At 61.6% G+C, this 24,053-nt stretch carries 29 protein-coding genes; 11 read left to right on the plus strand and 18 right to left on the minus strand.

Annotated elements, in window-relative coordinates; translation table 11 throughout:
- Window positions 1–61: 61 nt before the first annotated feature.
- The 4 genes from VC35_RS22935 (at window position 62) to VC35_RS29635 (ending at window position 3,310) form a co-directional block, all read left to right on the plus strand.
- Window positions 62–1,105 (plus strand): 3-ketosteroid-9-alpha-monooxygenase, oxygenase component, encoded by a 1,044-nt coding sequence (locus VC35_RS22935; protein ID WP_046042756.1) that lies wholly within the window; start codon window positions 62–64, stop codon window positions 1,103–1,105.
- Between the two features lie 135 nt (window positions 1,106–1,240).
- Window positions 1,241–2,371, plus strand: a complete 1,131-nt coding sequence (locus VC35_RS22940) for a helix-turn-helix transcriptional regulator (protein WP_008048786.1) — start codon at window positions 1,241–1,243, stop codon at window positions 2,369–2,371.
- Between the two features lie 87 nt (window positions 2,372–2,458).
- Window positions 2,459–3,007, plus strand: coding sequence for an ADP compounds hydrolase NudE (gene nudE / locus VC35_RS22945; protein ID WP_046042758.1), 549 nt, complete (start codon window positions 2,459–2,461; stop codon window positions 3,005–3,007).
- A gap of 135 nt (window positions 3,008–3,142) precedes the next feature.
- Window positions 3,143–3,310, plus strand: a complete 168-nt coding sequence (locus VC35_RS29635; protein WP_185754840.1) for a hypothetical protein — start codon at window positions 3,143–3,145, stop codon at window positions 3,308–3,310.
- A 62-nt stretch (window positions 3,311–3,372) separates the two neighbouring features.
- On the opposite strand, the gene dmpG is transcribed toward VC35_RS29635, so the two are convergent.
- Genes dmpG through VC35_RS22965 form a run of 4 tightly spaced genes read right to left on the minus strand, consistent with a single transcriptional unit; the run spans window position 3,373 to window position 6,979 of the window.
- Window positions 3,373–4,407 (minus strand): 4-hydroxy-2-oxovalerate aldolase, encoded by a 1,035-nt coding sequence (gene dmpG, locus VC35_RS22950; RefSeq protein WP_046042759.1) that lies wholly within the window; start codon window positions 4,405–4,407, stop codon window positions 3,373–3,375.
- Window positions 4,408–4,420: 13 nt separating this feature from the next.
- Window positions 4,421–5,329 (minus strand): acetaldehyde dehydrogenase (acetylating), encoded by a 909-nt coding sequence (locus VC35_RS22955; RefSeq protein WP_046042760.1) that lies wholly within the window; start codon window positions 5,327–5,329, stop codon window positions 4,421–4,423.
- 19 nt (window positions 5,330–5,348) lie between these two features.
- Window positions 5,349–6,140 carry a fumarylacetoacetate hydrolase family protein gene (locus VC35_RS22960; protein ID WP_046042761.1) on the minus strand — a complete coding sequence of 264 codons (792 nt, stop codon included), beginning with the start codon at window positions 6,138–6,140 and terminating at the stop codon, window positions 5,349–5,351.
- Entirely contained in the window at window positions 6,137–6,979 is an 843-nt protein-coding gene (locus tag VC35_RS22965; RefSeq protein WP_046042762.1) for an alpha/beta fold hydrolase, read from the minus strand. The genes VC35_RS22960 and VC35_RS22965 overlap by 4 nt, the downstream gene beginning before the upstream one ends.
- Before the next feature lie 266 nt (window positions 6,980–7,245).
- Here VC35_RS22965 and VC35_RS22970 point away from each other — a divergent pair, with 266 nt between their 5' ends.
- The gene (locus VC35_RS22970; RefSeq protein ID WP_046042763.1) at window positions 7,246–8,022 is read left to right on the plus strand and encodes an SDR family oxidoreductase; all 777 of its coding nucleotides are present in this window, start codon (window positions 7,246–7,248) and stop codon (window positions 8,020–8,022) included.
- A gap of 13 nt (window positions 8,023–8,035) precedes the next feature.
- Window positions 8,036–8,536 (plus strand): SRPBCC family protein, encoded by a 501-nt coding sequence (locus VC35_RS22975; protein WP_046042764.1) that lies wholly within the window; start codon window positions 8,036–8,038, stop codon window positions 8,534–8,536.
- On the opposite strand, the gene VC35_RS22980 is transcribed toward VC35_RS22975, so the two are convergent.
- The 10 genes from VC35_RS22980 to VC35_RS23025 all read right to left on the minus strand — a co-directional run bounded on the left by VC35_RS22980 (window position 8,512) and on the right by VC35_RS23025 (window position 16,763).
- The gene (locus VC35_RS22980) at window positions 8,512–8,946 is read right to left on the minus strand and encodes a nuclear transport factor 2 family protein (RefSeq protein ID WP_046042765.1); all 435 of its coding nucleotides are present in this window, start codon (window positions 8,944–8,946) and stop codon (window positions 8,512–8,514) included. The genes VC35_RS22975 and VC35_RS22980 overlap by 25 nt on opposite strands.
- Complete coding sequence (locus tag VC35_RS22985) at window positions 8,943–9,332, minus strand: nuclear transport factor 2 family protein (RefSeq protein ID WP_046042766.1); 390 nt, start codon at window positions 9,330–9,332, stop codon at window positions 8,943–8,945. Before VC35_RS22985 ends, VC35_RS22980 begins: the two co-directional genes overlap by 4 nt.
- Window positions 9,333–10,535: an acetyl-CoA C-acyltransferase gene (locus tag VC35_RS22990; RefSeq protein WP_046042767.1), complete on the minus strand. Its 1,203-nt coding sequence runs from the start codon at window positions 10,533–10,535 to the stop codon at window positions 9,333–9,335.
- Between the two features lie 29 nt (window positions 10,536–10,564).
- Complete coding sequence (locus tag VC35_RS22995) at window positions 10,565–11,023, minus strand: MaoC family dehydratase (RefSeq protein ID WP_046042768.1); 459 nt, start codon at window positions 11,021–11,023, stop codon at window positions 10,565–10,567.
- A 2-nt stretch (window positions 11,024–11,025) separates the two neighbouring features.
- On the minus strand, window positions 11,026–11,808 hold the full coding sequence (locus VC35_RS23000) for an SDR family oxidoreductase (RefSeq protein WP_046042769.1): 783 nt from the start codon (window positions 11,806–11,808) through the stop codon (window positions 11,026–11,028).
- A gap of 13 nt (window positions 11,809–11,821) precedes the next feature.
- The gene (locus VC35_RS23005; protein WP_046042770.1) at window positions 11,822–13,015 is read right to left on the minus strand and encodes an acyl-CoA dehydrogenase family protein; all 1,194 of its coding nucleotides are present in this window, start codon (window positions 13,013–13,015) and stop codon (window positions 11,822–11,824) included.
- Window positions 13,012–14,184, minus strand: a complete 1,173-nt coding sequence (locus tag VC35_RS23010; protein WP_046042861.1) for an acyl-CoA dehydrogenase family protein — start codon at window positions 14,182–14,184, stop codon at window positions 13,012–13,014. Before VC35_RS23010 ends, VC35_RS23005 begins: the two co-directional genes overlap by 4 nt.
- Window positions 14,185–14,334: 150 nt before the next feature.
- Window positions 14,335–15,744, minus strand: coding sequence for an ArnT family glycosyltransferase (locus tag VC35_RS23015; RefSeq protein WP_046042771.1), 1,410 nt, complete (start codon window positions 15,742–15,744; stop codon window positions 14,335–14,337).
- A gap of 3 nt (window positions 15,745–15,747) precedes the next feature.
- Window positions 15,748–16,026, minus strand: coding sequence for a lipid-A-disaccharide synthase N-terminal domain-containing protein (locus VC35_RS23020; RefSeq protein ID WP_046042772.1), 279 nt, complete (start codon window positions 16,024–16,026; stop codon window positions 15,748–15,750).
- Window positions 16,023–16,763, minus strand: a complete 741-nt coding sequence (locus tag VC35_RS23025) for a glycosyltransferase family 2 protein (protein WP_046042774.1) — start codon at window positions 16,761–16,763, stop codon at window positions 16,023–16,025. The genes VC35_RS23020 and VC35_RS23025 overlap by 4 nt, the downstream gene beginning before the upstream one ends.
- 304 nt (window positions 16,764–17,067) lie before the next feature.
- Between VC35_RS23025 and VC35_RS23030 the strand changes: the two genes are divergently transcribed.
- The gene (locus tag VC35_RS23030) at window positions 17,068–17,712 is read left to right on the plus strand and encodes a YceH family protein (RefSeq protein WP_046042775.1); all 645 of its coding nucleotides are present in this window, start codon (window positions 17,068–17,070) and stop codon (window positions 17,710–17,712) included.
- Window positions 17,713–17,852: 140 nt separating this feature from the next.
- On the opposite strand, the gene VC35_RS23035 is transcribed toward VC35_RS23030, so the two are convergent.
- Together VC35_RS23035 and VC35_RS23040 are read right to left on the minus strand one after the other, a co-directional pair.
- Complete coding sequence (locus VC35_RS23035; protein WP_008052993.1) at window positions 17,853–18,371, minus strand: cupin domain-containing protein; 519 nt, start codon at window positions 18,369–18,371, stop codon at window positions 17,853–17,855.
- A 9-nt stretch (window positions 18,372–18,380) separates the two neighbouring features.
- The gene (locus tag VC35_RS23040; RefSeq protein WP_046042776.1) at window positions 18,381–19,199 is read right to left on the minus strand and encodes a shikimate 5-dehydrogenase; all 819 of its coding nucleotides are present in this window, start codon (window positions 19,197–19,199) and stop codon (window positions 18,381–18,383) included.
- A 246-nt stretch (window positions 19,200–19,445) separates the two neighbouring features.
- Here VC35_RS23040 and VC35_RS23045 point away from each other — a divergent pair, with 246 nt between their 5' ends.
- From VC35_RS23045 to VC35_RS23055, 3 genes are all read left to right on the plus strand, one after another.
- Complete coding sequence (locus VC35_RS23045; protein WP_046042778.1) at window positions 19,446–19,805, plus strand: hypothetical protein; 360 nt, start codon at window positions 19,446–19,448, stop codon at window positions 19,803–19,805.
- A 234-nt stretch (window positions 19,806–20,039) separates the two neighbouring features.
- Complete coding sequence (locus VC35_RS23050) at window positions 20,040–20,234, plus strand: hypothetical protein (RefSeq protein WP_008052996.1); 195 nt, start codon at window positions 20,040–20,042, stop codon at window positions 20,232–20,234.
- A 115-nt stretch (window positions 20,235–20,349) separates the two neighbouring features.
- A complete protein-coding gene (locus VC35_RS23055; protein ID WP_046042862.1) occupies window positions 20,350–20,541 on the plus strand; it encodes a hypothetical protein in 192 nt (63 codons plus the stop codon).
- On the opposite strand, the gene VC35_RS23060 is transcribed toward VC35_RS23055, so the two are convergent.
- A complete protein-coding gene (locus tag VC35_RS23060; RefSeq protein ID WP_046042779.1) occupies window positions 20,538–21,599 on the minus strand; it encodes an AI-2E family transporter in 1,062 nt (353 codons plus the stop codon). The two genes, VC35_RS23055 and VC35_RS23060, sit on opposite strands and share 4 nt — an antisense overlap.
- A gap of 160 nt (window positions 21,600–21,759) precedes the next feature.
- On the opposite strand from VC35_RS23060, the gene trhP reads away from it, so the two are divergent.
- Window positions 21,760–23,085 carry a prephenate-dependent tRNA uridine(34) hydroxylase TrhP gene (gene trhP / locus VC35_RS23065; protein WP_046042780.1) on the plus strand — a complete coding sequence of 442 codons (1,326 nt, stop codon included), beginning with the start codon at window positions 21,760–21,762 and terminating at the stop codon, window positions 23,083–23,085.
- A 35-nt stretch (window positions 23,086–23,120) separates the two neighbouring features.
- On the opposite strand, the gene VC35_RS23070 is transcribed toward trhP, so the two are convergent.
- On the minus strand, window positions 23,121–23,984 hold the full coding sequence (locus VC35_RS23070; RefSeq protein ID WP_046042781.1) for a LysR family transcriptional regulator: 864 nt from the start codon (window positions 23,982–23,984) through the stop codon (window positions 23,121–23,123).
- Window positions 23,985–24,053 lie beyond the last annotated feature (69 nt).

The raw sequence follows: 24,053 nt of genomic DNA on the forward strand, positions 1-24,053 counted from the left end.
TACAGGGGCGGCAGAATCCCTTACATGCGCCAAACCCGTGATCCCTTGGGAGAATAATAAGATGAGTACCCTGCACCGCATCGAAGCCAAACTGCTGGAAGACCGCTACGCCCGCGGCTGGCATTGCCTGGGCCTGGCCGCGCAATACCGCGACGGCAAGGCCCATCGCCTGGAGGTGTTCGGCACCCGTCTGGTGGCGTTCCAGGGTGAAGACGGCGATCTGCATATTCTTGATGGCTACTGCCCGCACATGGGCGCCGACCTGAGCACCGGTTGCGTTGAAGGCAACTCGATCCGCTGCCCGTTCCACGCCTGGCGCTGGGGCGCCGATGGCGTATGCGATGACATCCCTTATGCCAAGCGCATCCCGCCACGGGCCAAGATCAAAAGCTGGCCGATCATGGAAGAAAACCAGCTGCTGTTCGTCTGGAATGATCCCGAAGGCAACCCGCCACTGCCGGAACAACGCATTCCGCGCATCGACGCCTGCTACAACGACAAATGGGCGGCGTGGGAAGTCGCCGAGCTGCAGATTGGCACCAACTGCCGCGAACTGATCGACAACATCGCCGACATGGCGCACTTCGGCACTGTGCACGGTGCGCCGGTCGAAGAGTTCATCAACATTTTCCAGGGCCACCTGGCCACCCAGATCATGCGCGCCCGCAGTGAGCGCCTGTCCGGCGACAGCGTGTTGACCACCGAAGCCACCTACTTCGGCCCGGCCTATCAGATCACCGAAATGAACGGCGCCATGAACGGCCAGCCGATTCACTCGATCCTGCTCAACTGCCACGTGCCGATCGATCTGGACAGCTTCACCCTGCGCTACGGCGTGCTGGTGAAGAAGATCCCGGGGCTCAGCGAAGAGCAGAACCAGGCGATGGCCAAGGCCTACGTCGCGCAGGCCCAGGCAGCCTTCTACGAGGACGTGGCCATCTGGCACAGCAAGACCCGCGTCGATAACCCGCTGCTGTGTGACGGCGACGGTCCGGTCTACCAGTTGCGTCGTTGGTACGAGCAGTTCTATACCGATGTGGAAGCGCTGTCGGCCGACGTTGCCGAACACAAGAAGTTTGTCGTGCGCGCCAGCGAACGGGTCTGACGCCAGCGGCTTTTCGCCCGCCCCGGGCCTGATCGGCAGCCGCCTGTCAGGCCCTGAGCCCAAGCGTTGCAAGGAGTCGATACCGGCGCTTATTCTCGGCCACCGCCAATGCTAATAATAAAAACGGTTTTCCCTATGCAGCAGAGCCTCAGCCTCGATACGTTCAGTGATTTGATCGGCAACCTCTATCAGGGTCCGCTGGAAACCATTCCCTGGGCGACTTTTCTCAATCAGCTCAATGTGCATCTGAACAGCAAGTACGTGACCTTCATCCTGCGTCCGCCCAGCGCCCACGTGGACGGTCTGATGGTCAACACCACCGGCACTTCGACCGAGGCGACCGCGTCGTACAACAAACACTTTTTCAGCCTTGACCCGTTCGTCGACCTGCCCAACCGCCAGGTCGTGACCCTCGCCGAGTTCGTCTCCAACGACGACTGGCAGAATTCCGAGTTCTACAAGAACTTCCTTGAACCTGTGGACGTGTTCCACATCCTCGGTGCCGACATCAACACCGTCGACGGCGCCCAGTGCCGCATTCGTATCAGTCGCGGACGTGACGACAAGCCTTTCGGCAATGAAGAAAAGGCCATGCTCACGCATTTCATTGCGCACCTGGAACGTTCGATCAAGATCCACATGCAACTCAACCGCATCGAAGCCGAACGCAATCTGTACGCCGGCGCGGTGAACCAGATGGCGGTCGGCACGATCATCCTCGACGAGTCCGGCAAGGTCCTGCAGACCAACCAGGTCGCCGACCGGCTGATCCAGGAAAAGGACGGCATCAAACTGGTCAACGATGGCCTGCAGGTCGGTACGGCCCGGGACACCCAAGAGTTCCGACGCCTGGTCAAACAGTCGCTGCTGTCGCAAAAGAGCAGCAACCCGTCGGTGGTCGAAGCCCTGCGCGTGCAGCGGCCGTCCGGCAAAGCGGACCTGGGGATCATCGTGCGCTCGGTGCCATTGACCGACTGGAGCGAAGGCAAACAGTGCCCGACCGTGGTGATTTTCATCAGCGATCCGGAGCAACAGTCCACCGCACCGCAGGAAATCGTCCGCGCACTGTTCGACTTCACCCCGGCGGAAACCCAGCTGGCGATGCTGCTGGCCAACGGCTTGACCCTCGACGAAGCGTCGGAAGAGCTGGGGATCAGCCGCAACACCTCGCGGGCACACCTGCGCTCGACCTTCTCCAAGACCGGCGTGACCCGCCAGACCATGCTCGTGCGCCTGATCCTGCGCAGCGTGGCGACCCTCGGTTAACCCTCAGTGCCGCCCTCGTCCGCTCGGACGATGGCGGCTCCCGTTGTACAGCGCACAGTGTCTTTATCCCAAAGAGGGGACTGCCCCATGCGCAACTGCCCAACCATCCTCAAGACTGAACTGCTGGCGCAAAGCGGCCACTTTCAGATCGAAGCCCTGCACCTGCAATTCAGCAACGGCCAACAGCGGGTCTACGAACGCCTGCGCGGCACCGGTTATCGCTCGGTGATGCTGGTGGCGATGCCTGATCCTGCGCATGTGCTGCTGGTGCGCGAATACGCGGTCGGTGTGGAAAAAACCATTCTCGGCCTGCCCAAGGGCGGCGCCGAGCCCGATGAAGACTATTTGCAGGCGGCGCAGCGCGAACTGAGCGAAGAAGTCGGAATGCGCGCAGCACGCCTCACCGAGCTGGGCGAGCTGACACTGGCACCCGGGCACTTGTGCCATCGCTACCGAGTGGTGCTGGCCGAAGAGCTGAGCCCCTGCCAACTGCAAGGCGACGAACCCGAACCCCTGGAATGCCTGCGCGTGCCTCTGGCACAGATCCCCGAACTGGTGGCCCGTGGTGAACTGCATGAAGCCCGGGCGATTGCGGCGCTGTTCATGGCCATGGGCGCCCTCGCCCGCCGCGACTGATGCCAGTCTCGAATGACTCGCCACAATTGATCACAGAACAATGGAATGTCATCAGCTAGTCCATTCGGACGAAGTCAGTCGCGAACCGCCGCCATAACCTGTTTCTACAACAATAAAACCGTGTCGAGACTCATCATGCGCAAAACTACTTGTGCTCTGTTCATCATCCTCTGTGCGGGTGCTTCCACCAGTCTGTGCCAGCTGTTCAAGAACGAAGCCTACCGACCGACCACCGCCTACTTCAGCTGTTCGAGCACGGCGATCAATTGCTATCCGCCCGTGGTGCGCAACCTGCTGCCTTGAGCACAGTTTCCACCGGCCATAAAAAAACCACCGGATCGGTGGTTTTTTTATGGCCGCAATAATCAGGTAGGCAGTACACCCCTGGCCCGCGACAGGGTCAGCGCCAGGTCTTCGATCATGTCCTCCTGGCCACCCACGGTTCCGCGTCGGCCCAGCTCCACCAGCAGCTCGCGAGCAGCGATGCCGTACTTCTGCTCGGCACGTTTGGCGAACAGCAGGAACGAGCTGTAGACCCCGGCGTAACCGAGGGTCAGTGCATCGCGGTCGAGGCGGATCGGCTGGTCCATCATCGGCACCACCAGGTCTTCGGCCACGTCCATGATCTTGTACAGGTCAACACCGCTGTTGACGCCCATGCGCTCCAGCACCGCGACAAACACTTCCAGCGGCGTATTGCCCGCCCCCGCGCCAAGACCCGCAACCGAGCCGTCGATGCGCGCAGCACCGGCCTCGATGGCGGCCAGGGAGTTGGCGATGGCCATACCCATGTTGTGGTGGCCGTGGAAACCGACTTCGGTCCCGGCGTTCAGGCCGGCACGCAGGGCCCCGATCTTTTGCGTCACTTCATCGGGCAGCATGTAGCCGGCCGAGTCGGTGCAGTAGATGCAATTGGCGCCGTAGCTTTCCATCAGACGCGCCTGCTCCAGCAGCTTCTCCGGGCTGACCATGTGCGCCATCATCAGGAAGCCGACGGTGTCCAGGCCCATCTTCGCCGACATGCCGATGTGCTGGCCGGACACGTCCGCTTCGGTGCAGTGGGTCGCCACACGAATGGTCGACACGCCGTGTTCATGGGCCATTTTCAGGTGATCGAGGGTACCGATCCCCGGCAACAACAGGGCCGAGACCTTGGCCTGTTTCATCTGCGGGATCACCGCGGAGAAATACTCCTCGTCACTGTGGGCCGGGAAGCCGTAGTTCAGGGAAGCGCCGCCCAGGCCATCGCCGTGGGTGATTTCGATCAGCGGCACACCGGCCGCATCGAGGCCGGTGGCCACCGAAACCATTTGTTCAATGCTGATCTGGTGCTGTTTGGCGTGCATGCCGTCGCGCAGGCTCATGTCATGCAGACGGATGCTCTTACCTTGCAAATTCATCGGGATTCTCCACTCAACGGGCAGGCAGTTGCAGGGTGCCCTTGTGGGCTTCTTCGGCGAACATCTCGGCTGTGCGCAAACCGGCGGCAGTCATGATGTCGAGGTTGCCGGCGGACTTGGGCAGGAAATCGCCGAGGCCTTCGACCTCAATGAAAATCGACACCTTGCGCCCGTCGAACACCGGCCCGTTGATCAACTTGTAGCCCGGCACATAGCGCTGAACTTCGCGGACCATCTCCAGCACCGAGGTGCGGATCGCATCCTGGTTCGGCTCGTCATCGGTCAGGCAGTGGATGGTGTCGCGCATCATCAACGGCGGCTCGGCCGGGTTGATCACGATGATCGCCTTGCCGCGTCGGGCGCCGCCGATCTTCTCCACCGCACCGGCGGTGGTGCGGGTGAACTCGTCGATGTTCTGCCGTGTGCCCGGACCAACCGAACCGGAGGACACCGTGGCGACGATTTCGCCGTAGCTCACCGGTTGCACCCGCGAAACCGCCGCCACCATCGGGATGGTCGCCTGGCCACCGCAGGTGACCATGTTGACGTTCATCGCCAGGCTCGACGCGTGCTCCTTGAGGTTGACCGGCGGCACGCAGAACGGGCCGATGGCCGCTGGCGTGAGGTCGATCATGATCACCCCCAGCTCGTTGAGCTTGCGGCTGTTTTCCGCATGCACGTAGGCCGAGGTGGCATCGAAGGCGATGCGAATGTCATCGTCGAGCACGTGGGGCAGCAAGCCGTCGACACCACCGGCGGTGGTTTTGATGCCCATTTCCCGAGCACGTTTCAGTCCTTCGGATTCAGGGTCGACACCCACCATCCACACCGGCTCGATCCATTCCGATCGGCACATTTTCATCAGCAGATCGGTGCCGATGTTGCCCGGGCCGATAATGGCCGCTCTGAGTTTTTTGCTCATTAGGTTAAAACTCCAAAAGTCAGGCGCAGAAAGACACCCGGGCACTGCCCAGGCCATCAATGGTCAGTTCAAAACGGTCGCCGGCACGAGCCGGTTCCAGCGGCACCAGCGAGCCGGACAGAATGATTTCCCCGGCCTTGAACGGAATGCCGAAGGCGCCCAGGGTGTTGGCCAGCCAGGCCACGGCGGTCAGCGGATTGCCCTGCACCGCCGAACCCAGGCCTTCGCTCAAGGGCTCGCCATTCTTGAACACACGCATGCGCAAGTTCGGCAGGTCCAGCTCGCGCGGGTCGACCTGGCTGTCGCCCAGCACGAACACACCGCAGGAGGCGTTGTCAGCGACGGTGTCCTGGATGCGAATGCGCCAGTCGTGAATCCGCGAGTCGACGATCTCGAAGCACGGCATCACGTACTCAGTGGCGGCCAGCACGTCGGCTTCAGTGATACCGGGGCCGACCAGATCATGCTTGAGCTTGAAGGCGATCTCGCCTTCGGCACGGGGCTGGATCAGTTTGTTGGCGGACAGGGAAATTTGCGCATCGTCATCGAACGACATCTGTCGCGTGATGAAGCCGAAATCCGGCTGATGCACGTTGAGCATCTGCTGCACCGCCGCCGAGGTCACGCCGATTTTCTTGCCGACGATCTGGTCACCGGCCGCCACCCGACGCTCAATGGCGTACAGGGAAATGTGATAGGCGTCTTCGATGCTGATCGACGGCCAACGCTCGGTCAGCGGCGCCAGGGTGGAGCCGCTGAGCAGCGCCTGATAAAGCTCTTCGCCGAACTCACGGCGCAATTGCACGCTCATCCGCGGGCCTCCTGAAGAAACGCCAGGCACTGGCGGTTGAAAAAGTCACGGTGTTCGACCTGGACCCAATGCCCGCACTCGCTGAGCATCACGAAACGGATGCCGGAGCAGTTTTCAAGCATGGTCTGGGCACCGGAGGACGGGCAGAACTTGTCGTTCATGCCCCAGAAACCGAGGATTGGGCACTGCAACTCGCCCAGGCGCGACGTCATGTTCGGCACCTGCATGGTCGACAGCACGCACACCGGCTGCTGTTGCACCACGGCCACGCGCTCGTTGACCGTTTCATCGCTGATCAGGCTTTCATCGAACAGTTGCAGGGCCAGCAGGCGACGCATGCCCGCTGCGTCGTTCAGTTCACCTTTGGCGAACGCCGCGCCCATTTTCTGGATGCCTTCCATCTGTAGGTAATACTGTTCCTTTTCCATCAGGCCACCGGGCGCCATCAGCACCAGACGGCTGACACGCTGCGGTTGGTCGAGGGCCAGTTTGATCGCGATCGCGCCGCCCAGGGAGTTGCCGACCAGCACACAACGCTGGATGTCGAGGGCATCGAGCAAACCGCTCAACGCTGCGACAAAGAAGTCCAGGGTGTAGAGGGTGTCGGGCTTGTCCGAAGCGCCGTAGCCCGGCAGATCCGGGACGATCACCCGGTAACCGGCCTCGGCGAACACCGGGTAGTTCTGCTTGAAGTTGCTGTGACCGCTGGCGCCTGGCCCGCTGCCATGGATGAAAATCACCGGCTCGCCGTTGCCGGTGTCTTGCCCGCCGATGTCTTTGTAGTGCAGCTGCAAACCATCCGGCAGCGTAACGAAGTGCCCTTGCGCTGAAGCGCCCATAAGGTGTCCTCCCGGCCTGTTGTTGTAGCGGGATTATTCCGAGGGGCCGAGTCGCCAACATCGTCCGACAGGACTACGCCCCTGCAGGAGCGAGCTTGCTCGCGAAAAACGTCAGGACACCGCAGGGCATCAGGTTTTACGCATTATCGTTGACGTCCATCGCGAGCAAGCTCGCTCCTACAGTTTCTAGTCTCATCGGACGTTGGCCTACAAAGACGGTCGACCTAGCATCGATAGCATTCCCGAGCGACAAAAAGAGAATTCCCATGCTTGATCCGATGGACTTTCGCGGCAAAGTGGTACTGGTCACCGGCGGTGGCAAAGGTGTGGGTCGCGGCATCAGCCAGCGCTTCCTGGACTGTGGCGCCGAGGTGGTGATTTGCGGTCGCGAAGCCCCACAAACCTTGCCTGCCAGCGCCGGGCGCGAGGCGCTGTTCGTGCCCTGCGACCTGCGGGATGTCGAGCAATCCGGGCGCTTGATCACACAAATCGTCGAGCGCTTCGGTCGTCTCGACGTGCTGATCAACAACGCCGGCGGTTCGCCGAATGCCGACGCCGCGACAGCCTCACCGCGTTTCAGCGAGGCAATCATCCGATTAAACCTGATCGCGCCACTGAACCTGTGCCAGCAGGCCAACCAGGTGATGCAGGCCCAGGCCGACGGCGGTGCGATCATCAACATCTGCAGCGTCAGCGCCACCCGCCCTTCCCCCGGCACCGCCGCTTACGGCGCGGCCAAGGCCGGTCTGCTGAACCTGACCACCTCGCTGGCGGTGGAATGGGCGCCGAAGGTGCGGGTCAACGCAGTGACCGCCGGGCTGATTCTCACCGAGCAGTCGGCCATGCATTATGGTGACGACGCGGGCATAGCCCGGGTGGCAGCGACCATTCCATTGCAACGTCTGGCGACCCCGGAAGATATTGGCGACACCTGCCTGTACCTGGCCTCGAAGCTGGCCCGTTACGTCAGCGGTGCGGACATCGCGGTGCATGGCGCGGGCGAACGCCCGGCGTTTCTCGACGCGGCCCAATCCCATTCATAAGAGGAGCTTTGACATGCCCGTAGCCAGCCACAGCGTTGTACTGAACCTCACGCAACAAGCCGCCTGGGCCAAACTGCGCGACCTGAGCCTGGCCCCGCACTACGTGCCGGGCCTGACCGGTTGCCAGTTTCATCCCGGCGTGCAGGAAGGCCTGGGCGCCAGCCGCCGGGTGTTGCGCAAGGGCGGTCAGTATCTGGATGAAAGCGTGGTGCAGTGGCGGGAAGGCACGGGGTTCGTGCTGCGGTTGCACAAGGGCGGCAATGACTCGCCCTTTCCGTTTCGCGAGGCGAGTTTCAGTTATGCCTTGCAGCCGGAGGGGGATGTGACCCGCATCACCCTGCAAATGAGATACAGCCTGCGCGGTGGCAGGCTGTTTGAAAGGTTGCTGGCCAAGGCCTTCAACAAGGTCGTGCAGCAGATTGCCGAGAACCTCAAGGCCTTCTACGAAACCGGCCGGACACAGAATCCCGACCGGATCGAAACCCGCCTTCAGGAGCGCGCCACTTCCGAGTGAGCGGTAAAACGGGTGGCGACGATCTTCCATTGGCCGGCGATACGCTGGTAACGGTCCTGATAGAACCCACCCAACTGCCGCGTCGCCCCGCTCTCGCCATCCAGGTTGAAATACCACAGGGCCCAACGGCCCTGGGCCTGATCCTCGTTCAGCACTTCGATTTCCGGGTTGGCGCCGTGATGCAGGTCGATCACCCGCTGATGGCAAGCCAGTTCGCGATACAGCGCGACAAAACTGTCGCGCTCGCGAAAGACCCCCAACGGTCCGTAATCGATCAGCACTTCACCTTCGGCAAAGCAGTCGGCGATCACCTCGACCTGCTTGAGATCGCAGGCGTTGAGGTAGCGATGCTTGAGCTGGCGGATCTCCTCCAGCGCTTCCAGGCGGGCGATCCGCTGCTCCAGATTCATACTGCACCTCGCGCTGTCACGTTGACCTCACTCCAGAAGGCTTTCATCGAACGGACTTTGCCGTCGGCATCGAACTCCATCACGTCGATCACATGCAGCGAGCACGGTTGCCCGCCCCACTCCATGTCGACCCGGAACGGCATCGCGCCGCAACCGTTGAGTGTCGCGCGCACCGGGCCGGTCTGGGTTGCGGAGACTTTCATCGCCCCCAGCCCTTCACGGTAAAAGCGCGCGATGGCGTCGATGCCCTGCAACGGCGCGTGGCCGACCGGGTCTTCAACGGTGGCGTCCTTGGCGTAAAGCGCGAGGATGCCCTCGATGTCGCTGGCATCCACCAGCTCCACATAACGCGCCATGGTCGCCTGAATCTGTTGAGCGCTGATCATTCAGACCACCTCGAACAGCGCAGCAGCGCCCATGCCGCCACCGATGCACATGCTCACCACCACATAACGCAAACCGCGACGCTGGCCTTCGACCAACGCGTGGCCGACCATCCGCGCACCGGACATGCCGAACGGATGGCCGATGGAGATCGCCCCGCCGTTGACGTTCAGGCGCTCGGCCGGAATACCCAGGGTGTCGCGGCAGTACAGCACCTGACAGGCGAACGCTTCGTTCAACTCCCAGAGGCCGATGTGGTCCATGGTCAGGCCGTGGCGCTTGAGCAGCTTGGGGATGGCGTACACCGGGCCGATGCCCATCTCGTCGGAATTGCAGCCGGCGACAGCCATGCCGCGATAGATCCCCAGCGGTTCCAGGCCACGCTTCTCGGCCATTTTGGCGCTCATCAACACCGAGGCCGATGCACCGTCGGACAACTGCGAGGCATTGCCGGCGGTGATGAAACGCCCCTTGTCGCTCCACTGACCGCCCGGCCACACCGGCTCCAGCGCCTTCAGGCTCTGGAGGGTGGTGTCGATACGGTTGCACTCGTCGCGCAGCAAGGTGACGGTTTCATAACTGGTTTCGCCGGTGGCCTTGTCGAACAGTGCCTTGCGGCTGGCCAGCGGCGCCAGTTCACGGTCGAAGCGCCCGGCACTCTGGGCCTGCGCGGTGCGCAGCTGGCTCTGGTAGCTGTATTCGTCCTGCTCGTCGCGGGAGATGCCGTAGCGCGCGGAAACGATCTCGGCGGTTTCGATCATCGGGATATAGGCGTGCGGATCCAGCTCGATCACCGAACCCGACTGGTTGCGATACAGGTTCTTGTGCTTGTTCTGCACCAGGGAAATCGACTCCAGGCCACCGGCCACGGCGATGTCGATTTCGTCGCACATGATGCCTTTGGCGGCCATGGCGATACTCATCAGGCCCGACGAACACTGGCGCTCGACAGCCATCCCGGCAACCGACGCCGGCAAGCCGCCGGCAATCGCGCACAGGCGACCCAGGTTATAGGACTGGGTGCCCTGCTGCGCCGCGGCGCCGATGATCACGTCGTCCACTTCACCCGGCTCGATGCCGGCACGGCGCACGGCTTCGCGCACCACATGGCCGCCCAGTTGCGGCGCTTCGGTGTCATTGAACGCACCGCGAAAGGCTTTGCCGATCGGAGTGCGGGCGGTGGAAACGATGACGGCTTCTTTCATGCTGGATTCCTCGAAAATGCTGTTGAAGGTCAGGCCGGGTAATAGCGACTGATGGTGTCGACCACACAGCCGGGACGTTCCTCGCCGTCGATTTCCACGCTGACGCGGATGGTCGCCTGTACGCCGCCCTTCACTTCCTCGACCGCGATCAGTTGCGCACTGCCGCGCACCCGCGAACCGACGCGCACCACCGAGGGGAAGCGCACCCGCTCACAGCCGTAATTGACGCCCATGGCCAGGCCACGGACTTCGACGATCTGCGGCAAGAACAGATTGACCAGCGACAGGCTCAAGTAGCCATGGGCAATGCAGGTGCCGAACGGGCCGCTGGCAGCCTTGACCGGATCGACGTGAATCCACTGGTGATCACCGGTGGCGTCGGCAAACAGATTGATTCGGTCCTGTTCCAGCAGCAGCCAGTCACTGGCGCCAAGCGATTCGCCCACGGCGTCGAACAAGGCCATAGGCGTGTCGAAAATACGTGGCATGGTCACGCCCTCTGGCTGGACACCGACAACACTTCGCCGGTCATGTAGGAGCTGTAGTCGCTGGCCAGGAACATCATCACGTTGGCCACTTCCCAGACTTCGGCGGCACGACCGAACGCTTCGTTGGCGGCCAGTTGATCGAGCACCGCCTGGGGCGCGGATTTGCGCAGGAAATCGTGCAGGGCAATGCTCGGGCTGACCGCGTTGATGCGAATGCCGTAGTCGGCGGCTTCGACCGCTGCGCAGCGGGTCAGCGCCATCACGCCAGCCTTGGCGGCGGCGTAGTGCGCCTGCTCTTTCTGCGCACGCCAGCCCAGTACCGAGGCGTTGTTGACGATGACTCCAGCACGACGCTCCATCATTTTCGGCAGCATGGCGCGGGTCATGCGCATGGTGCCGGTGAGCGTCACGTCGATGACCCGATTCCACTCTTCGTCGGCCATGTCCACCAGCAACCGCGAGCCGCCAAGGCCGGCGTTGTTGATCAGCACATCGACGCCTTGCAGGTCACGCTCGGCGCAGGCGATCAGTTGCTGCACCTGAGCTTCGTCGGCAACGTTGCAGACCTGGCCGAAGACCTGCTGCAGCCCGGTGGTTTCGCGGATTTTCAGCACCGCTTCGGCCAACCGGCCTTCATGGATATCGCTGATCATCAGCGCACGACAGCCTTCTTCGGCGGCACGTACGGCGGCGGAAAAACCGATCCCGGCACCGGCGGCGGCGGTGATCAGTACCGACTTGCCGCGCAGCAGACCGCGACCTTCAACATATTGAGGTACAGACATGAACTCTCTCCTTTCAGGCGCGCGGACGCGGCTCTTTGGGCATGCCCAAGGCACGCTCGGCGATGATGTTGCGCTGGATTTCGTTGCTGCCGCCGTAGAGGGTGTCGGCGCGGCTGAACAGGTACAGCGACTGCAAACGGGTCAGTTGGTAAGGTCCGGCTTCGAGCAATTCCGCCTCGGCGCCGAGGACGTCCATCGCCAACTTGCCGAGGCTGGCGTGCCAGGTCGACCAGAACAGCTTGTAGATGGTTGCCTCTTTGCGCAGCGAACCGTCCTGGCTACCCGAGAGCATGCGCAACGAGTTGTAGCGCATGATCCGCAGCCCGCTCCAGGCTTCGGCCAGGCGCTGACGCAGGATCGGGTCGCGGTCGGCGCCGTTGGCCTTGGCGATGGCGATGATTTCGTTGAGTTCGTTCTGAAACTGCATCTGCTGGCCGAGGGTGGAGACACCCCGCTCGAAGCCCAGCAGCGCCATGGCGATCTTCCAGCCTTCGCCCGGCGCGCCGATGATGTTGGTGGCGTCGGTTCGGGCATCGTCGAAGAACACTTCGTTGAATTCCGAGGTGCCGGTGAGTTGTTCGATGGGGCGTACGGTGATTTCCGTCTGGGCCATCGGCACCAGCAGGAACGACAGACCGCGATGGCCGACGCTGCCCGGTTCGGTGCGGGCGATGACAAAGCACCAATCCGATTCGTGGGCCAGGGACGTCCAGACTTTCTGGCCATTGATGATCCAACTGCCGGTGGCTTCATCCAGCGTTGCGCGGGTCTTGACGTTGGCCAGGTCGGAACCGGCGCCCGGCTCTGAATAGCCCTGGCACCAGAACGACGTACCGCTGACGATCCCCGGCAAAAAGCGCTGCTGCTGTTCGACCGTACCGAACGCGGCGATGGTCGGCCCGGCCAGGCCTTCGCCGATGTGCCCCATGCGGCCGGGACCGCCCGCGCGGGCGTATTCCTCGTTGAAGATCACCTGTTCGGTGATCGACAAGCCGCGCCCGCCATGCTCCGGCGCCCAGCCGACGCAGGTCCAGCCACCTTCGGCGAGCTTGCGCTCCCAGGCTTTGCGCTCTTCGGGAAACATGTGCTCATCGCCCGGTCCACCGCGAAAACGCAAGGCTTCGAACTCGCCGCAGAGGTTGGCGCTCATCCAGTCGGCGACTTCCCGACGGAAGCGTTCGTCCTGCTCGCTGAAACTGATTTTCATGGCTGCTCTCCCAGAATCACCGAAGCAATGCGCTCGCGATGCCAGGCCGGTAGCCCGAGGAAACTCTCGCTGGCACGGGCGCGTTTGAAGTAGAGGTGCGGGTCGTATTCCCAGGTGAAACCGACGCCACCATGCAACTGGATCGATTCGGACGCGCAATGGAAGTAGGTCTCGGAGCACTGCGCCTTGGCCAGCGCCGCCGCCAGCGGCAGTTCGGCCGCGACCTGGGGATCACCCTGGGGATCGAGGACTTCCTGGGCCACGCACGCGGCGTAATAACTGGCCGAACGGGCGCATTCGACTTGCAGCATCATGTCGGCGGCGCGGTGCTTGAGGGCCTGGAAACTGGCAATCGGGCGACCGAACTGCTGGCGCTCCTGCATGTAGGCCACGCTGAGGTCGAGCACCTGCTGCGCGCCGCCGGTCTGTTCGGCAGCCAGGCCGATGCAGGCCAGTTGCAGAACTCGCTCAAGGTGCGACCAGCCGTTGCCGAACTCACCCAGCAGGCAGTCGGCTTCAAGGTACAGGCCCTTGAGCTGGATCCGCGCCTGACGCCGGGTCTGGTCCATGGTCGGCAACATCTGCCGTTCGATGCCTGCGCGGACGGCGCTCACGGCAAACAGGCTGATGCCCGTTTCGCCAGTGGTTCCGGGTTGTCGTGCGGCAATGATCAACAGGTCGGCGCCATGGCCGTCGAGCACATGCTTGAGGGTACCGTCGAGGACGAACCCGTCGCCTTCAGCCACCACCGTTGCCTGGACATCGTCGGCGGACCAGCCGTTGGCACTGCTGAACGCCAGGGTCGCGGTCACGCTGCCGTCGGCAATCGACGGCAACCAACGCTGCTTCTGTTCATCATTGGCCGCCAGCAACAGCGCAGGGGTGGCCATGCAGGCGGTGGCGAAAAACGGCGAGCACAGCAAACGCCGGCCCATCTGTTCCAGCAGGATCGTCAGCTCGACAAAGCCGAGGCCCAGGCCACCATAGGTTTCGGGGATATGAATCGCTGGCCAGTACATTTCCTGGCACAGACGCTGCCAGAGGGCTTCGTCGAAACCCCGCTCACTGACCATTGCCGCGCGCACGGCGGCAGAATCCGAGACATCGGCGAGGAAGCCCTCGGCCGATGCGCGGATCATTTCCTGTTCGTCGCTGAATGCAAACTCCATCGCGGCGCCTTCTGCTCGTTTGGCGGGGCGCGCGTGGCGCAACACCCCTTTGAGCATGAAGTTTGGCGCCGGCCGGACGCGGCAGAATCGTTAGCCCTGCCTAGTCCGAACGGGTGATGTGCTGCGGTGACTGTTCGGCCGGGAAGCCGATCAGCGGCAATCTCCACCCATGCGCACCAGCAGCGCCGCACGGTGCGGTTTGAGGTACGGGTTGACTTCACCGACCTGGCACGACGCCAGGTTCTGTAGTTCCGGTGCGAGGGGTTCTTGCACAAACAGCAACCCCGCCGGACGGGACTCGGACTGCAACTGCGCCACTGTCAGTGGCGCCACTGGCCGGCCCATGTAGTAGACCAGACGGATATCCGGCTCACCGAGGGTATAAGCCTTCTGACCCGGTTGCCCATTAGCCAGCGTGGCGACCTGCTCAAGACCACCGAACCGGTGCGACAATACCCGCGCTTCGACGAACATGTAGAACACCACAAAACCGGCCAGCATCACGTAGGGCACAACGGCCAGGACCGTGCGCCAGCGCCCCTTCAGGTCGTCGAGCAGCGCCGACCAGTGCATCGCCAGCAGCAACGCCATGGACGGATAGACTGGCAACAGGTATTTGCCGTGTTTTTCAGTAAACAAGGAAAACACCAGCAGCGGCAGCAAACTGCAAATCAGCAACATGCCCGCCTCGCGGCGCGAGCGGATCATTGCCCAGAACTTGCGCGGTTGCACGAATGCGATCAGCCAGAACGGGAAGAAATCCCCGGCCAGGTACAACAGGTACGCATACCAGGCCTCGGCACCCTGCCCGTCGATCTTCTTCACGATGTCTTCGCTGATGATCGAGGCCCAGATGCCCCAGCCCTGGTTCACAGACACCGCCACGTACCAGGAACCGCCCAGCACCAGGGCAATCAGCCAGCCCCAACCGTCGCACAGATAAGCCTTGGCCCGGGCATCGCGGTAGATCAAGGCATAGGCCAGGATCGGCGCCGTCACCCACAACAGGCAAACCGGCCCTTTGGTCAGCAACGCGCAACCCAGCAGCACGTAGCTCAACCGACTCCACAAGACCCGACCTTGCAGGAAGATGAACTGCCAGGCCGCCAGCAGCGCACCGAAGCACAGCAGGGTCAGCAACATCTCGATTTCCGAGCGTCGTGCGAACAGGCTGAAGGCGCCGTTCGCGGCCAGGAACACCACGGCGAACAGTCCGACCTGCCGCCCCGCCTGCCGAACGCCGTACAGATAGGTGCCAACACAGCACAAGGCGGCAGCCAGCGCCGAAGGCAGGCGCACGCTCCACTCGGACAAGCTGCCCAGCACCGCCGTTGAAACCAGACCGGCCCAATAGAAAAACGGCGGCTTGGACAAGTACAAGTCGCCGTTCATGTAAGGCAGCAGCCAATTGCCTGCCTCTCGCATTTCGCGCACGGTAACGGCGCGGCGGGCCTCGTTGACACTGAGGAACGGCACGCTGCCCAGCCCCCAGAAAAACAGCAACGCAACCGCGATGGCCACGAGCAACGTAATGTATCGGGTCGATAACGATCCGGGCATGACCTACTCCTTCAGGTGTTTGCTTTTTGCGATCAGCTGCAAGTTGCGAAAATAAACGAGAGAGCCAAAGGCCTGTCCGGCGATGAACACCGGGTCTTCACGGTAAATGGCATAGGCGAGCAACAAGGTGCTGCCGACGATGCTCAGGTACCAGAAGCTCACCGGGATCACGCTGCGTTTCTTGTATTCGCTGTACAGCCACTGCAGGACAAACCGCCCGGTAAAGGCGATCTGCCCGACAAAACCGACGATCAGCCAAAGGGCTTCGCGGGAGAGATTCATCCTTTGATCTCCTGGGCGATGGTGTTCAGCCGCGTGCGCTTGATCAGCCACCAGACACCGAACAAATCGAGAATGCCGACCAGCGCGCGGTCGATGTTGCCGTATTTCGAGACCCCGGCCGTGCGCGGTCGGTGGTTGACCGGGTGCACGATCATGCGCCCGTTATGGCGCTGGATCAGCGCCGGAATGTAGCGATGCATGTGGTCGAAGTACGGCAGGCGCAAGAACGCCGCGCGCTCGATCAGCTTCAGGCCGCAACCGGTGTCCGGGGTGGCGTCCTTGAGCAGGCGGCGGCGCAGGTTGTTGGCGAACCGCGAGGCGTAGCGTTTGCTTGCGGTGTCGCGGCGATTGACCCGATGCCCGGCGACCAGTTGCACATCGACCTTGCCCGGTTCGCCGCGCACCAGCGCCAGCATGCCGGGAATGTCCGCCGGGTCGTTCTGGCCGTCGCCATCGAGGGTCGCCAGCCACTGTCCGCGGGCCTCACGGGCGGCGTGGTACAGCGAGGTGCTCTGCCCCAGCGAACGTTCGTGATGCAGGATGCGCAGGGTGTTCAAGCCGTCGTGGCGGATCTGCCGCAATTCCTGCAGGGTTGCGTCGGTGCTGCCATCGTCGACGACGATGATTTCGTACGATTCAGCGGCCAATGCGACGCGAATTTCCTCAAGCAGCGGCTTGAGGTTGTTCGCTTCATTCTTGGCGGGGATCAGTACGGATACAAAAATGTCTTGGCTCATGGAGTCACTCTCGCCTTTATTGGATTTCTTTTATCAGAGGCGAATCAAGGTGTCGTACACCGGCCGACTCGATGCAGGGTTCAGCTATTCAGGACGATGGCGCCAACAATACCCCGCCCTTTGGACGCACTCGCGCGCGCCCCGCATACGGTGCCCGGCCATTTGTAAAAATGGCGTTAAGATTTCATACACTTTTTGTCATCATTCACTTGATGGCGCAACGAATTCGGTTGCCATTGGCGCTTGCCCATCTAAAGTGCACTCACGCGAGTGAAAAACATGAATCGGGTAAGGATGCAGAACCATGAGCACTGAGCAAGAGACGACTTTAGACGAGCAGCGGCTCGACAGTACGGAAATCCGCATTCTGGGCTCGTTGATCGAGAAACAGGCCACCAGCCCGGAAACCTATCCCCTGACCCTCAATGCCCTGGTGATTGCCTGCAACCAGAAAACCAGCCGCGAGCCGGTGATGAACCTCACACCAGGCCAGGTCGGCCATAGCCTGCGCGTCCTCGAAGGACACGGTTTCGCCAGACTGGTGATGGGCAGCCGCGCCGACCGCTGGGAACACAAGGTCGACAAGGCTCTGGAACTGGTGCCGGCGCAGGTCATCCTGACCGGGCTGATGTTTCTGCGCGGCCCGCAGACCGTCAATGAACTGCTGACCCGCAGCGGCCGCATGCATGAGTTCGAAGATGCCGAACAGGTGGTGCATCAACTCGAACGCCTGATTGCCCGGGGCCTGGCCGTACTGATTCCGCGTCAGGCCGGCCAGCGCGAAGATCGTTACACGCACGCCCTGGGCGACCCGGCGGATATCGAAGCGATCATGGCTGCAAGGAACAACCCGGCCGAACGTGGCAGCAGCGGGGTTTCGGTTGAACGGATCGAAGAGCTGGAAGCGCGGATTGCGGCGCTGGAAGAGCGTTTGGCACGACTGGAATGACTTCTTAACTTTCAAAGATGCCCACTGTGGCGAGGGAGCTTGCTCCCGCTGGGCTGCGAAGCGGCCCCGAAAAGGGGACTGCTTCGCACTCCAGCGGGAGCAAGCTCCCTCGCCACAAAAGTATCCGTCATCCTGTACCGCTACTCGCCGTCCCAGTAATCCACCCCATCGGCTTGCCGGGCAACGGCAACAAAGCCTGACGCATTACCCTCGGCATCCACCTTGAAGTCATCCATCACGGCGTATTTACCGGAATCCGGGTATTCACAGATCTCCGGCGATTGCTGGGTGCTGACGGCCAGGTACCGCAACTCGCCGTTACTGGTATTGATGATCTGATGCGCCTTTTCAGGCCCGCCCGGTGGACAAGCGATCACATCACCGGCGCGGATCGGAAAACGTTCGGTTCCCAGGCGAACCTCCCCTTCCCCGGCCACGACGTAGAACATTTCCTCATTGACCCGATGACTGTGGAACGGGCTGCCGCGCATGCCTGGCTCCAGCACATACAGGCGATAACCCAGCTTTTGTGCCCCCAGTTGCTGACCGACGCGGGCCAGGCGCTGTTGGTAGCGACCGGCGGTTTCACCGCTCGGCGCAAACGCTTCGGGCAGCGGTTCAAGTTCGACTGAATTCAGGTTGAGAATGGGGGGATGCATGGACACCTCCTAGCTGCGGGCAAACGCCACGGCCTTCTGGAATTGCTCATCCGTTGGCCGCACGCCGGTATAGAGCACAAATTGCTCCAATGCCTGGATCGCGATCACTTCCAGCCCGGTGATGACCCGCTTGCCTTCGGCACGAGCACGCATGATCAGCGGAGTTTCGGAGGGAATCGCCACCACATCGAAGACAGTGTCCGCTTTTTCGATCACGTCAGGCTCAAAGGCCAGTTGCTCGGCCTCCGGCCCCCCCGTCATGCCGATCGGGGTGACGTTGACCAGCATTTGCGGGCGACGACTCCCCAGCTCGGCCTGCCACTCATACCCCAACGACTGCGCCAGTGCCTGTCCGGCGCGCTCGTTGCGGGCCACGATCAGGCCGCTTTCATAGCCGCCATCGCGCAAGGCGCTCGCCACGGCCTTGGCCATGCCGCCACTGCCGCGCAAGGCAAAGGTCGAGTCCTTGGGCACCTGGTGTTTTTCCAGCAACTGGGCAACGGCGATGTAGTCGGTGTTGTAGGCTTTGAGATGACCGTCGGTGTTGACGATGGTGTTGATCGATTGAATGGCGGCGGCCGATGCGTCGAGTTCATCCACCAGGGCAATGCAGGCTTCCTTGAACGGCATCGACACGCCACAGCCACGAATGCGCAGGGCGCGAATGCCGACAACGGCACCCGGCAGGTCCTGGCTGGCAAAGGCCTTGTAGTAGAAATTCAGGCCCAGCTGTTCATACAGATGATTGTGAAAACGCAGACCAAAGTTCCCGGGGCGTCCTGAAAGGGACATGCACAGCTGGGTGTCTTTGTTGGGGTTCATCTGCACGGGCAAGCTCCTTCAAATGCACTTTTCGGATGGACGGGATTAGCCCTCCATCGGGTTCTGATCGATCATATAAGTGTGTTAACACGGCCTTACACGGGTCGGTAAGAAAGTCGGTACAGACCTTACACAAAATTTACCTAACGGCCGTGCTGTTTTTCAGAAAAACGCTGTCTTAGAAGTATCCCCGCGACAATCCTTGGGTCTATTGCAGACACAAGCGCCGGGCTGAAGAACCGAGGAACTATCATGATCCGTAAAGTCCCCACAGTAGCCTTGCTGATCGGCGCCCTCGCTATCGCAGGACAGGCGCAAGCCCATGGTGGTGGTAATTACTGGCAGGGCCCGGCGGTGTTTGGCGCGATCGTCGGTACTGCCATCGTCGGCTCGGCTCTGATCAACGCCAACCGCCCGGTTTATGTCGCACCGCAACCGGTCTACTACCAGCCCGCGCCGGTTTATTACGCACCACCGCCTCCGGTTTACTACCAACCGGCCCCGGTCTACGTGCAACAACCGATCTACTACCGCCCGGCCCCGGTGTACTACGGACCACCCCATGGTTACTACGGCCCGCCACGCGGCTACTACGGCCACGGCCGCTGGTAACGAACTCATCCAGCCCCGCTGATAAAGCGGGGCTTTTTTATGCCCGTTTGTCGGTACAGGTCTGGATAAATCTCGCCAAGGTCGCTATCGGGACAGTACCCGTGGCAAAAATGGGCAAGATGGACTCGACCCGATTTCTGCCGTGCGGCAAAAAACGGTCATATTTTTGTCATGACAGTTCCGCAAGCTCGGTGCTGTCCGTCGATAACAGTTGAAAACAACAAGGACGACCACATGCCAACGCAAAACCCGCACCGCATCGTCGGTCTGTGCACCTCCAGCAAGGTGTACAACGCACTGACCGAACTCAAGCACCTGGAAGGTCATCGCAGCGCCAAATTTCTCTCGCTGCTGACGCAAAGCCTGGTACGCAAGGGCCTGCTCAACGAGCAGGAAGTGGTTCATATGCTCGATCAGGTGGTCAGCTGACCGACCAACGGTCGTTTGCCCCCTCTGGCATCAATGACCACTATCGAAAGCGTTGATTACCCCTAAAGGCACCCTGACCTTAAAGTAACTCCACAGATTGATGGAGGTACTTGTCGTGTCCAAGGTTCAGATCATGTCCGTTATCGGCAGCGCCGTCCCCGCACAGCTCAGAGAGCTGGGCATGCTCGCCTGCTGGTATCTGGTGCAGGATGGCGTGCAGATCAGCGGCCCGCTTACTTCGCTACCCGCCGCCAAGGAGCTGTCGCAACGCATCGGCACCGGCCAGTCCGGCAGGCTCAACGCCTAAGGCAACTGCACCCGCGGTTTGGTTTCAATGAAAATGGCCCAGCTCGACATGAACAGGGCCGCGATCAGCGGGCCGATGACAAAGCCGTTGAGTCCGAAAATCGCCAGGCCGCCGAGGGTAGAGATCAGGATCATGTAGTCCGGCATCCTGGTGTCCTTGCCCACCAGAATCGGTCGAAGCACGTTATCCACCAGGCCGATCACGAAAACCCCAAACAACCCCAGCACTATGCCCTGCCAGATCGCCCCGGTGAGCAGGAAAAACACCGCCACCGGCGCCCAGACTATTCCCGCCCCCACCGCTGGCAGCAGTGACAGAAACGCCATCAACACCGCCCAGAGCAATACGCTGGGGATGTCCAGAAACCAGAAAATCAGACCGCCCAGTGCGCCTTGCGTGATGGCCACCAGCAGGTTGCCCTTCACCGTGGCCCGCACCACACGATTGAACTTGAGCTGCAAACGACGTTTCTGCTGTTCCTGCAACGGCACCGCCGCACGCACCTTGCGCGCCAGTTCCGCACCGTCGCGCAGGAAGAAAAACAGCAGGTACAGCATGATGAAAAAACTGACGACGAACTCGAAGGTGCCCTGACCAAAAATGAAGGCCTGCGCCGCCAGCTCCTGACCGCCGGTCATCGCGCTTTTGACGATTTTCTCTCGCAGCCCGTTCAACTCACCCATGCCGAAGCGATCCAGCAGATGCTGGAAATACGGCGGCAGGCTGTGCTTGAACTGCGACACGTACCCGGCAATATCGAGTTCGCCGCTCTCGACGCTTTTGTAGAGCGACGCACCCTCTTGAACCAGCAAGGCGCTGATGATGATCACCGGCAGAATCGCAATCACCAGGCAAATGCTCAATGTGCACAGCGACGTGAGGTTGCGTTGCCAGCCGAACTTCTCTTGCAGCCGGCGCTGCAGTGGCGCAAAGACGATGCCAAGGATCACCGCCCAGAACACCGCGCCGTAAAACGGCAGCAGGATCCAGATGAACGCAGCGCTCACCAGCACCAGCAAAACCGTCAGTGATTTGTCTTGTAGGGGCGCTTCGTTCATGTCCGATCCGTGCCAGAGAGGACGAAAAACTTCCGCCCTGATGTTTAGTCCACTACGGCTCGCGCGAGTGCCATCGGTTTGTTGAACAAGCATAGATCCAGGTCAATAATCCCTCGCCACCGAACGTTTACCCTGCGCGGCTTTTGCGACCGACACTGCCATGAACTTCACCGCGCCAGAACTGCTCGCCCCCGCCGGCACCCTGAAAAACATGCGTTACGCCTTCGCCTACGGCGCCGATGCCGTGTACGCCGGCCAGCCGCGCTACAGCCTGCGGGTGCGCAACAACGAATTCGACCACGCCAACCTGGCCCTCGGCATTCGCGAGGCCCAGGCCCAGGGCAAGCGCTTCTACGTGGTGGTGAACATCGCGCCGCACAACGCCAAGCTCAAGACCTTCCTCAAGGACCTTGAACCGGTGATTGCCATGGCCCCGGATGCGCTGATCATGTCCGACCCCGGCCTGATCATGCTGGTACGCCGGCACTATCCGCAGATGCCGATCCACCTTTCGGTGCAAGCCAATACGGTGAACTGGGCGAGCGTCGAGTTCTGGCAGCAGCAAGGCTTGAGCCGGATAATCCTGTCCCGGGAGCTGTCCCTGGAGGAAATCGCCGAGATCCGCGAGCAAGTGCCGGCCATGGAACTGGAAGTGTTCGTGCACGGCGCGTTGTGCATGGCCTATTCCGGGCGCTGCCTGCTGTCGGGCTACATGAACAAGCGTGACGCCAATCAGGGCAGTTGCACCAATGCCTGTCGCTGGAAATATTCGGCGCAACCGGCCACGGAAAACAATCTCGGCGAGATCGTGCAACAGTATCAGCCGGAACCCACCCTGGGCATCGGCGCGCCGACCGAGCAGGTGTTCCTGTTGCAGGAAGCCAATCGTCCCGGCGAACAGATGCCGGCCTTCGAAGACGAACACGGCACCTACATCATGAACGCCAAGGACCTGCGCGCCGTGCAGCACGTCGAACGCCTGACCCACATGGGCGTGCACTCCCTGAAAATCGAAGGCCGGACCAAATCGCACTTTTATTGCGCGCGCACCACCCAGGTTTATCGCCGAGCCATCGACGATGCGGTGGCGGGCCGGGCCTTCGACCGCGACCTTATGACCGATCTGGAATCCCTCGCCCAGCGCGGCTACACCGAAGGCTTTCTACGCCGCCATGTGCATGACGAATACCAGAACTACCAGAACGGCAGCTCCGTCTCGGAGCGCCAGCAGTTTGTCGGTGAATTGACCGGGCAGCGCCGAGATCGCCTGGCCGAGGTCAAGGTGAAGAACCGCTTCGGCCTGGGCGATCACATGGAGCTGATGACGCCCAAGGGCAACTTCCACTTCGATCTGCATCAGTTGCAAAACGCCAAGGGTGAAGCGATCGAGGTTGCACCGGGAGATGGGCATACGGTGTATTTGCCGATACCGGATGCAGTGGATCTGGAGTTTGGGTTGTTGATGCGGGATATCAGCGTGACCTGACCTGCAAATCCACCCAATTCCTACAGGGAAATGTGTCAGGCAAACTCTTCGCGGAGCATCGCCACAAACGCCTCCCGCGCCGGGTGCACCCCGGCGTTTTCGTGCCAGTAGAACAGGCTCTCGATTGCCGTCAGTTCGGGAAACTCGAACGCCACGCACCCGGCACCCTTGGCGTATTGATCGAAAACCCCTTTAGTCACCAGCGCCACGCCGGCCCCGGCGCTGACGCAACCGACAATCGCGCCATAGCTGGCCAGGCTGACAATCGGCAGCGCCAACCCATTGCGCAATAACCAATGCTCCATCGCTGCCCGGTAAGGACAGCCCTGAGGCCAAAGGAACATCGTCTTGTCATGCAGGTCCGTCACGTTGCGCAACGGCCCGAGGGAGGTTGAGGCGATCAACAGCAACTCTTCGCGGTACATCGGCGTGCGCTTGAGGTGCGCACGCTCGACGTCGACCGCGACGATTGCACCGTCGAGCTTGTGATTGAGCGTGTCGTCGAGCAACTGGGCCCAGGTGCCGGTGGTCAGCTCCAGCGCCACCTGCGGGAAACGCTTGTGGAATTTCGCCAGCAACCGCGGCAATCGCCCGGTGGCCGACGACTCGATGGCCCCGATGCGCAGCGGCCCCGAGGGTTCGGCCGAAGGATCGACCGCGCGCTTGGCCTCGGCGGTGAGGGCAAGAATTTTCGAGGCGTAGGCCAGGAAGGTTTGCCCCGAAGGGCTGATGCGCAGCCCTCGCCCCTCGCGCAGGAACAGCGCGACACCCAATTCGGCCTCCAGGGCCTTGATCCGTGCCGTGATGTTCGACGGTACGCAATGCAACAGCTCGGCCGCGCGGGCGATGCTGCCGACATCGGCCACGGTCTTGAACATGCGAATCTGTGCCAGCTCCATACATCACCAAAAGTGAACGGTTAGCGCAGTATAAGTCAGTTGTGGCGAACGATCCGCTTTCTGATACTC

It is taken from the genome of Pseudomonas fluorescens, assembly GCF_000967965.1.
In the GTDB taxonomy this organism is placed as follows: Bacteria; Pseudomonadota; Gammaproteobacteria; order Pseudomonadales; family Pseudomonadaceae; genus Aquipseudomonas; species Aquipseudomonas grandcourensis.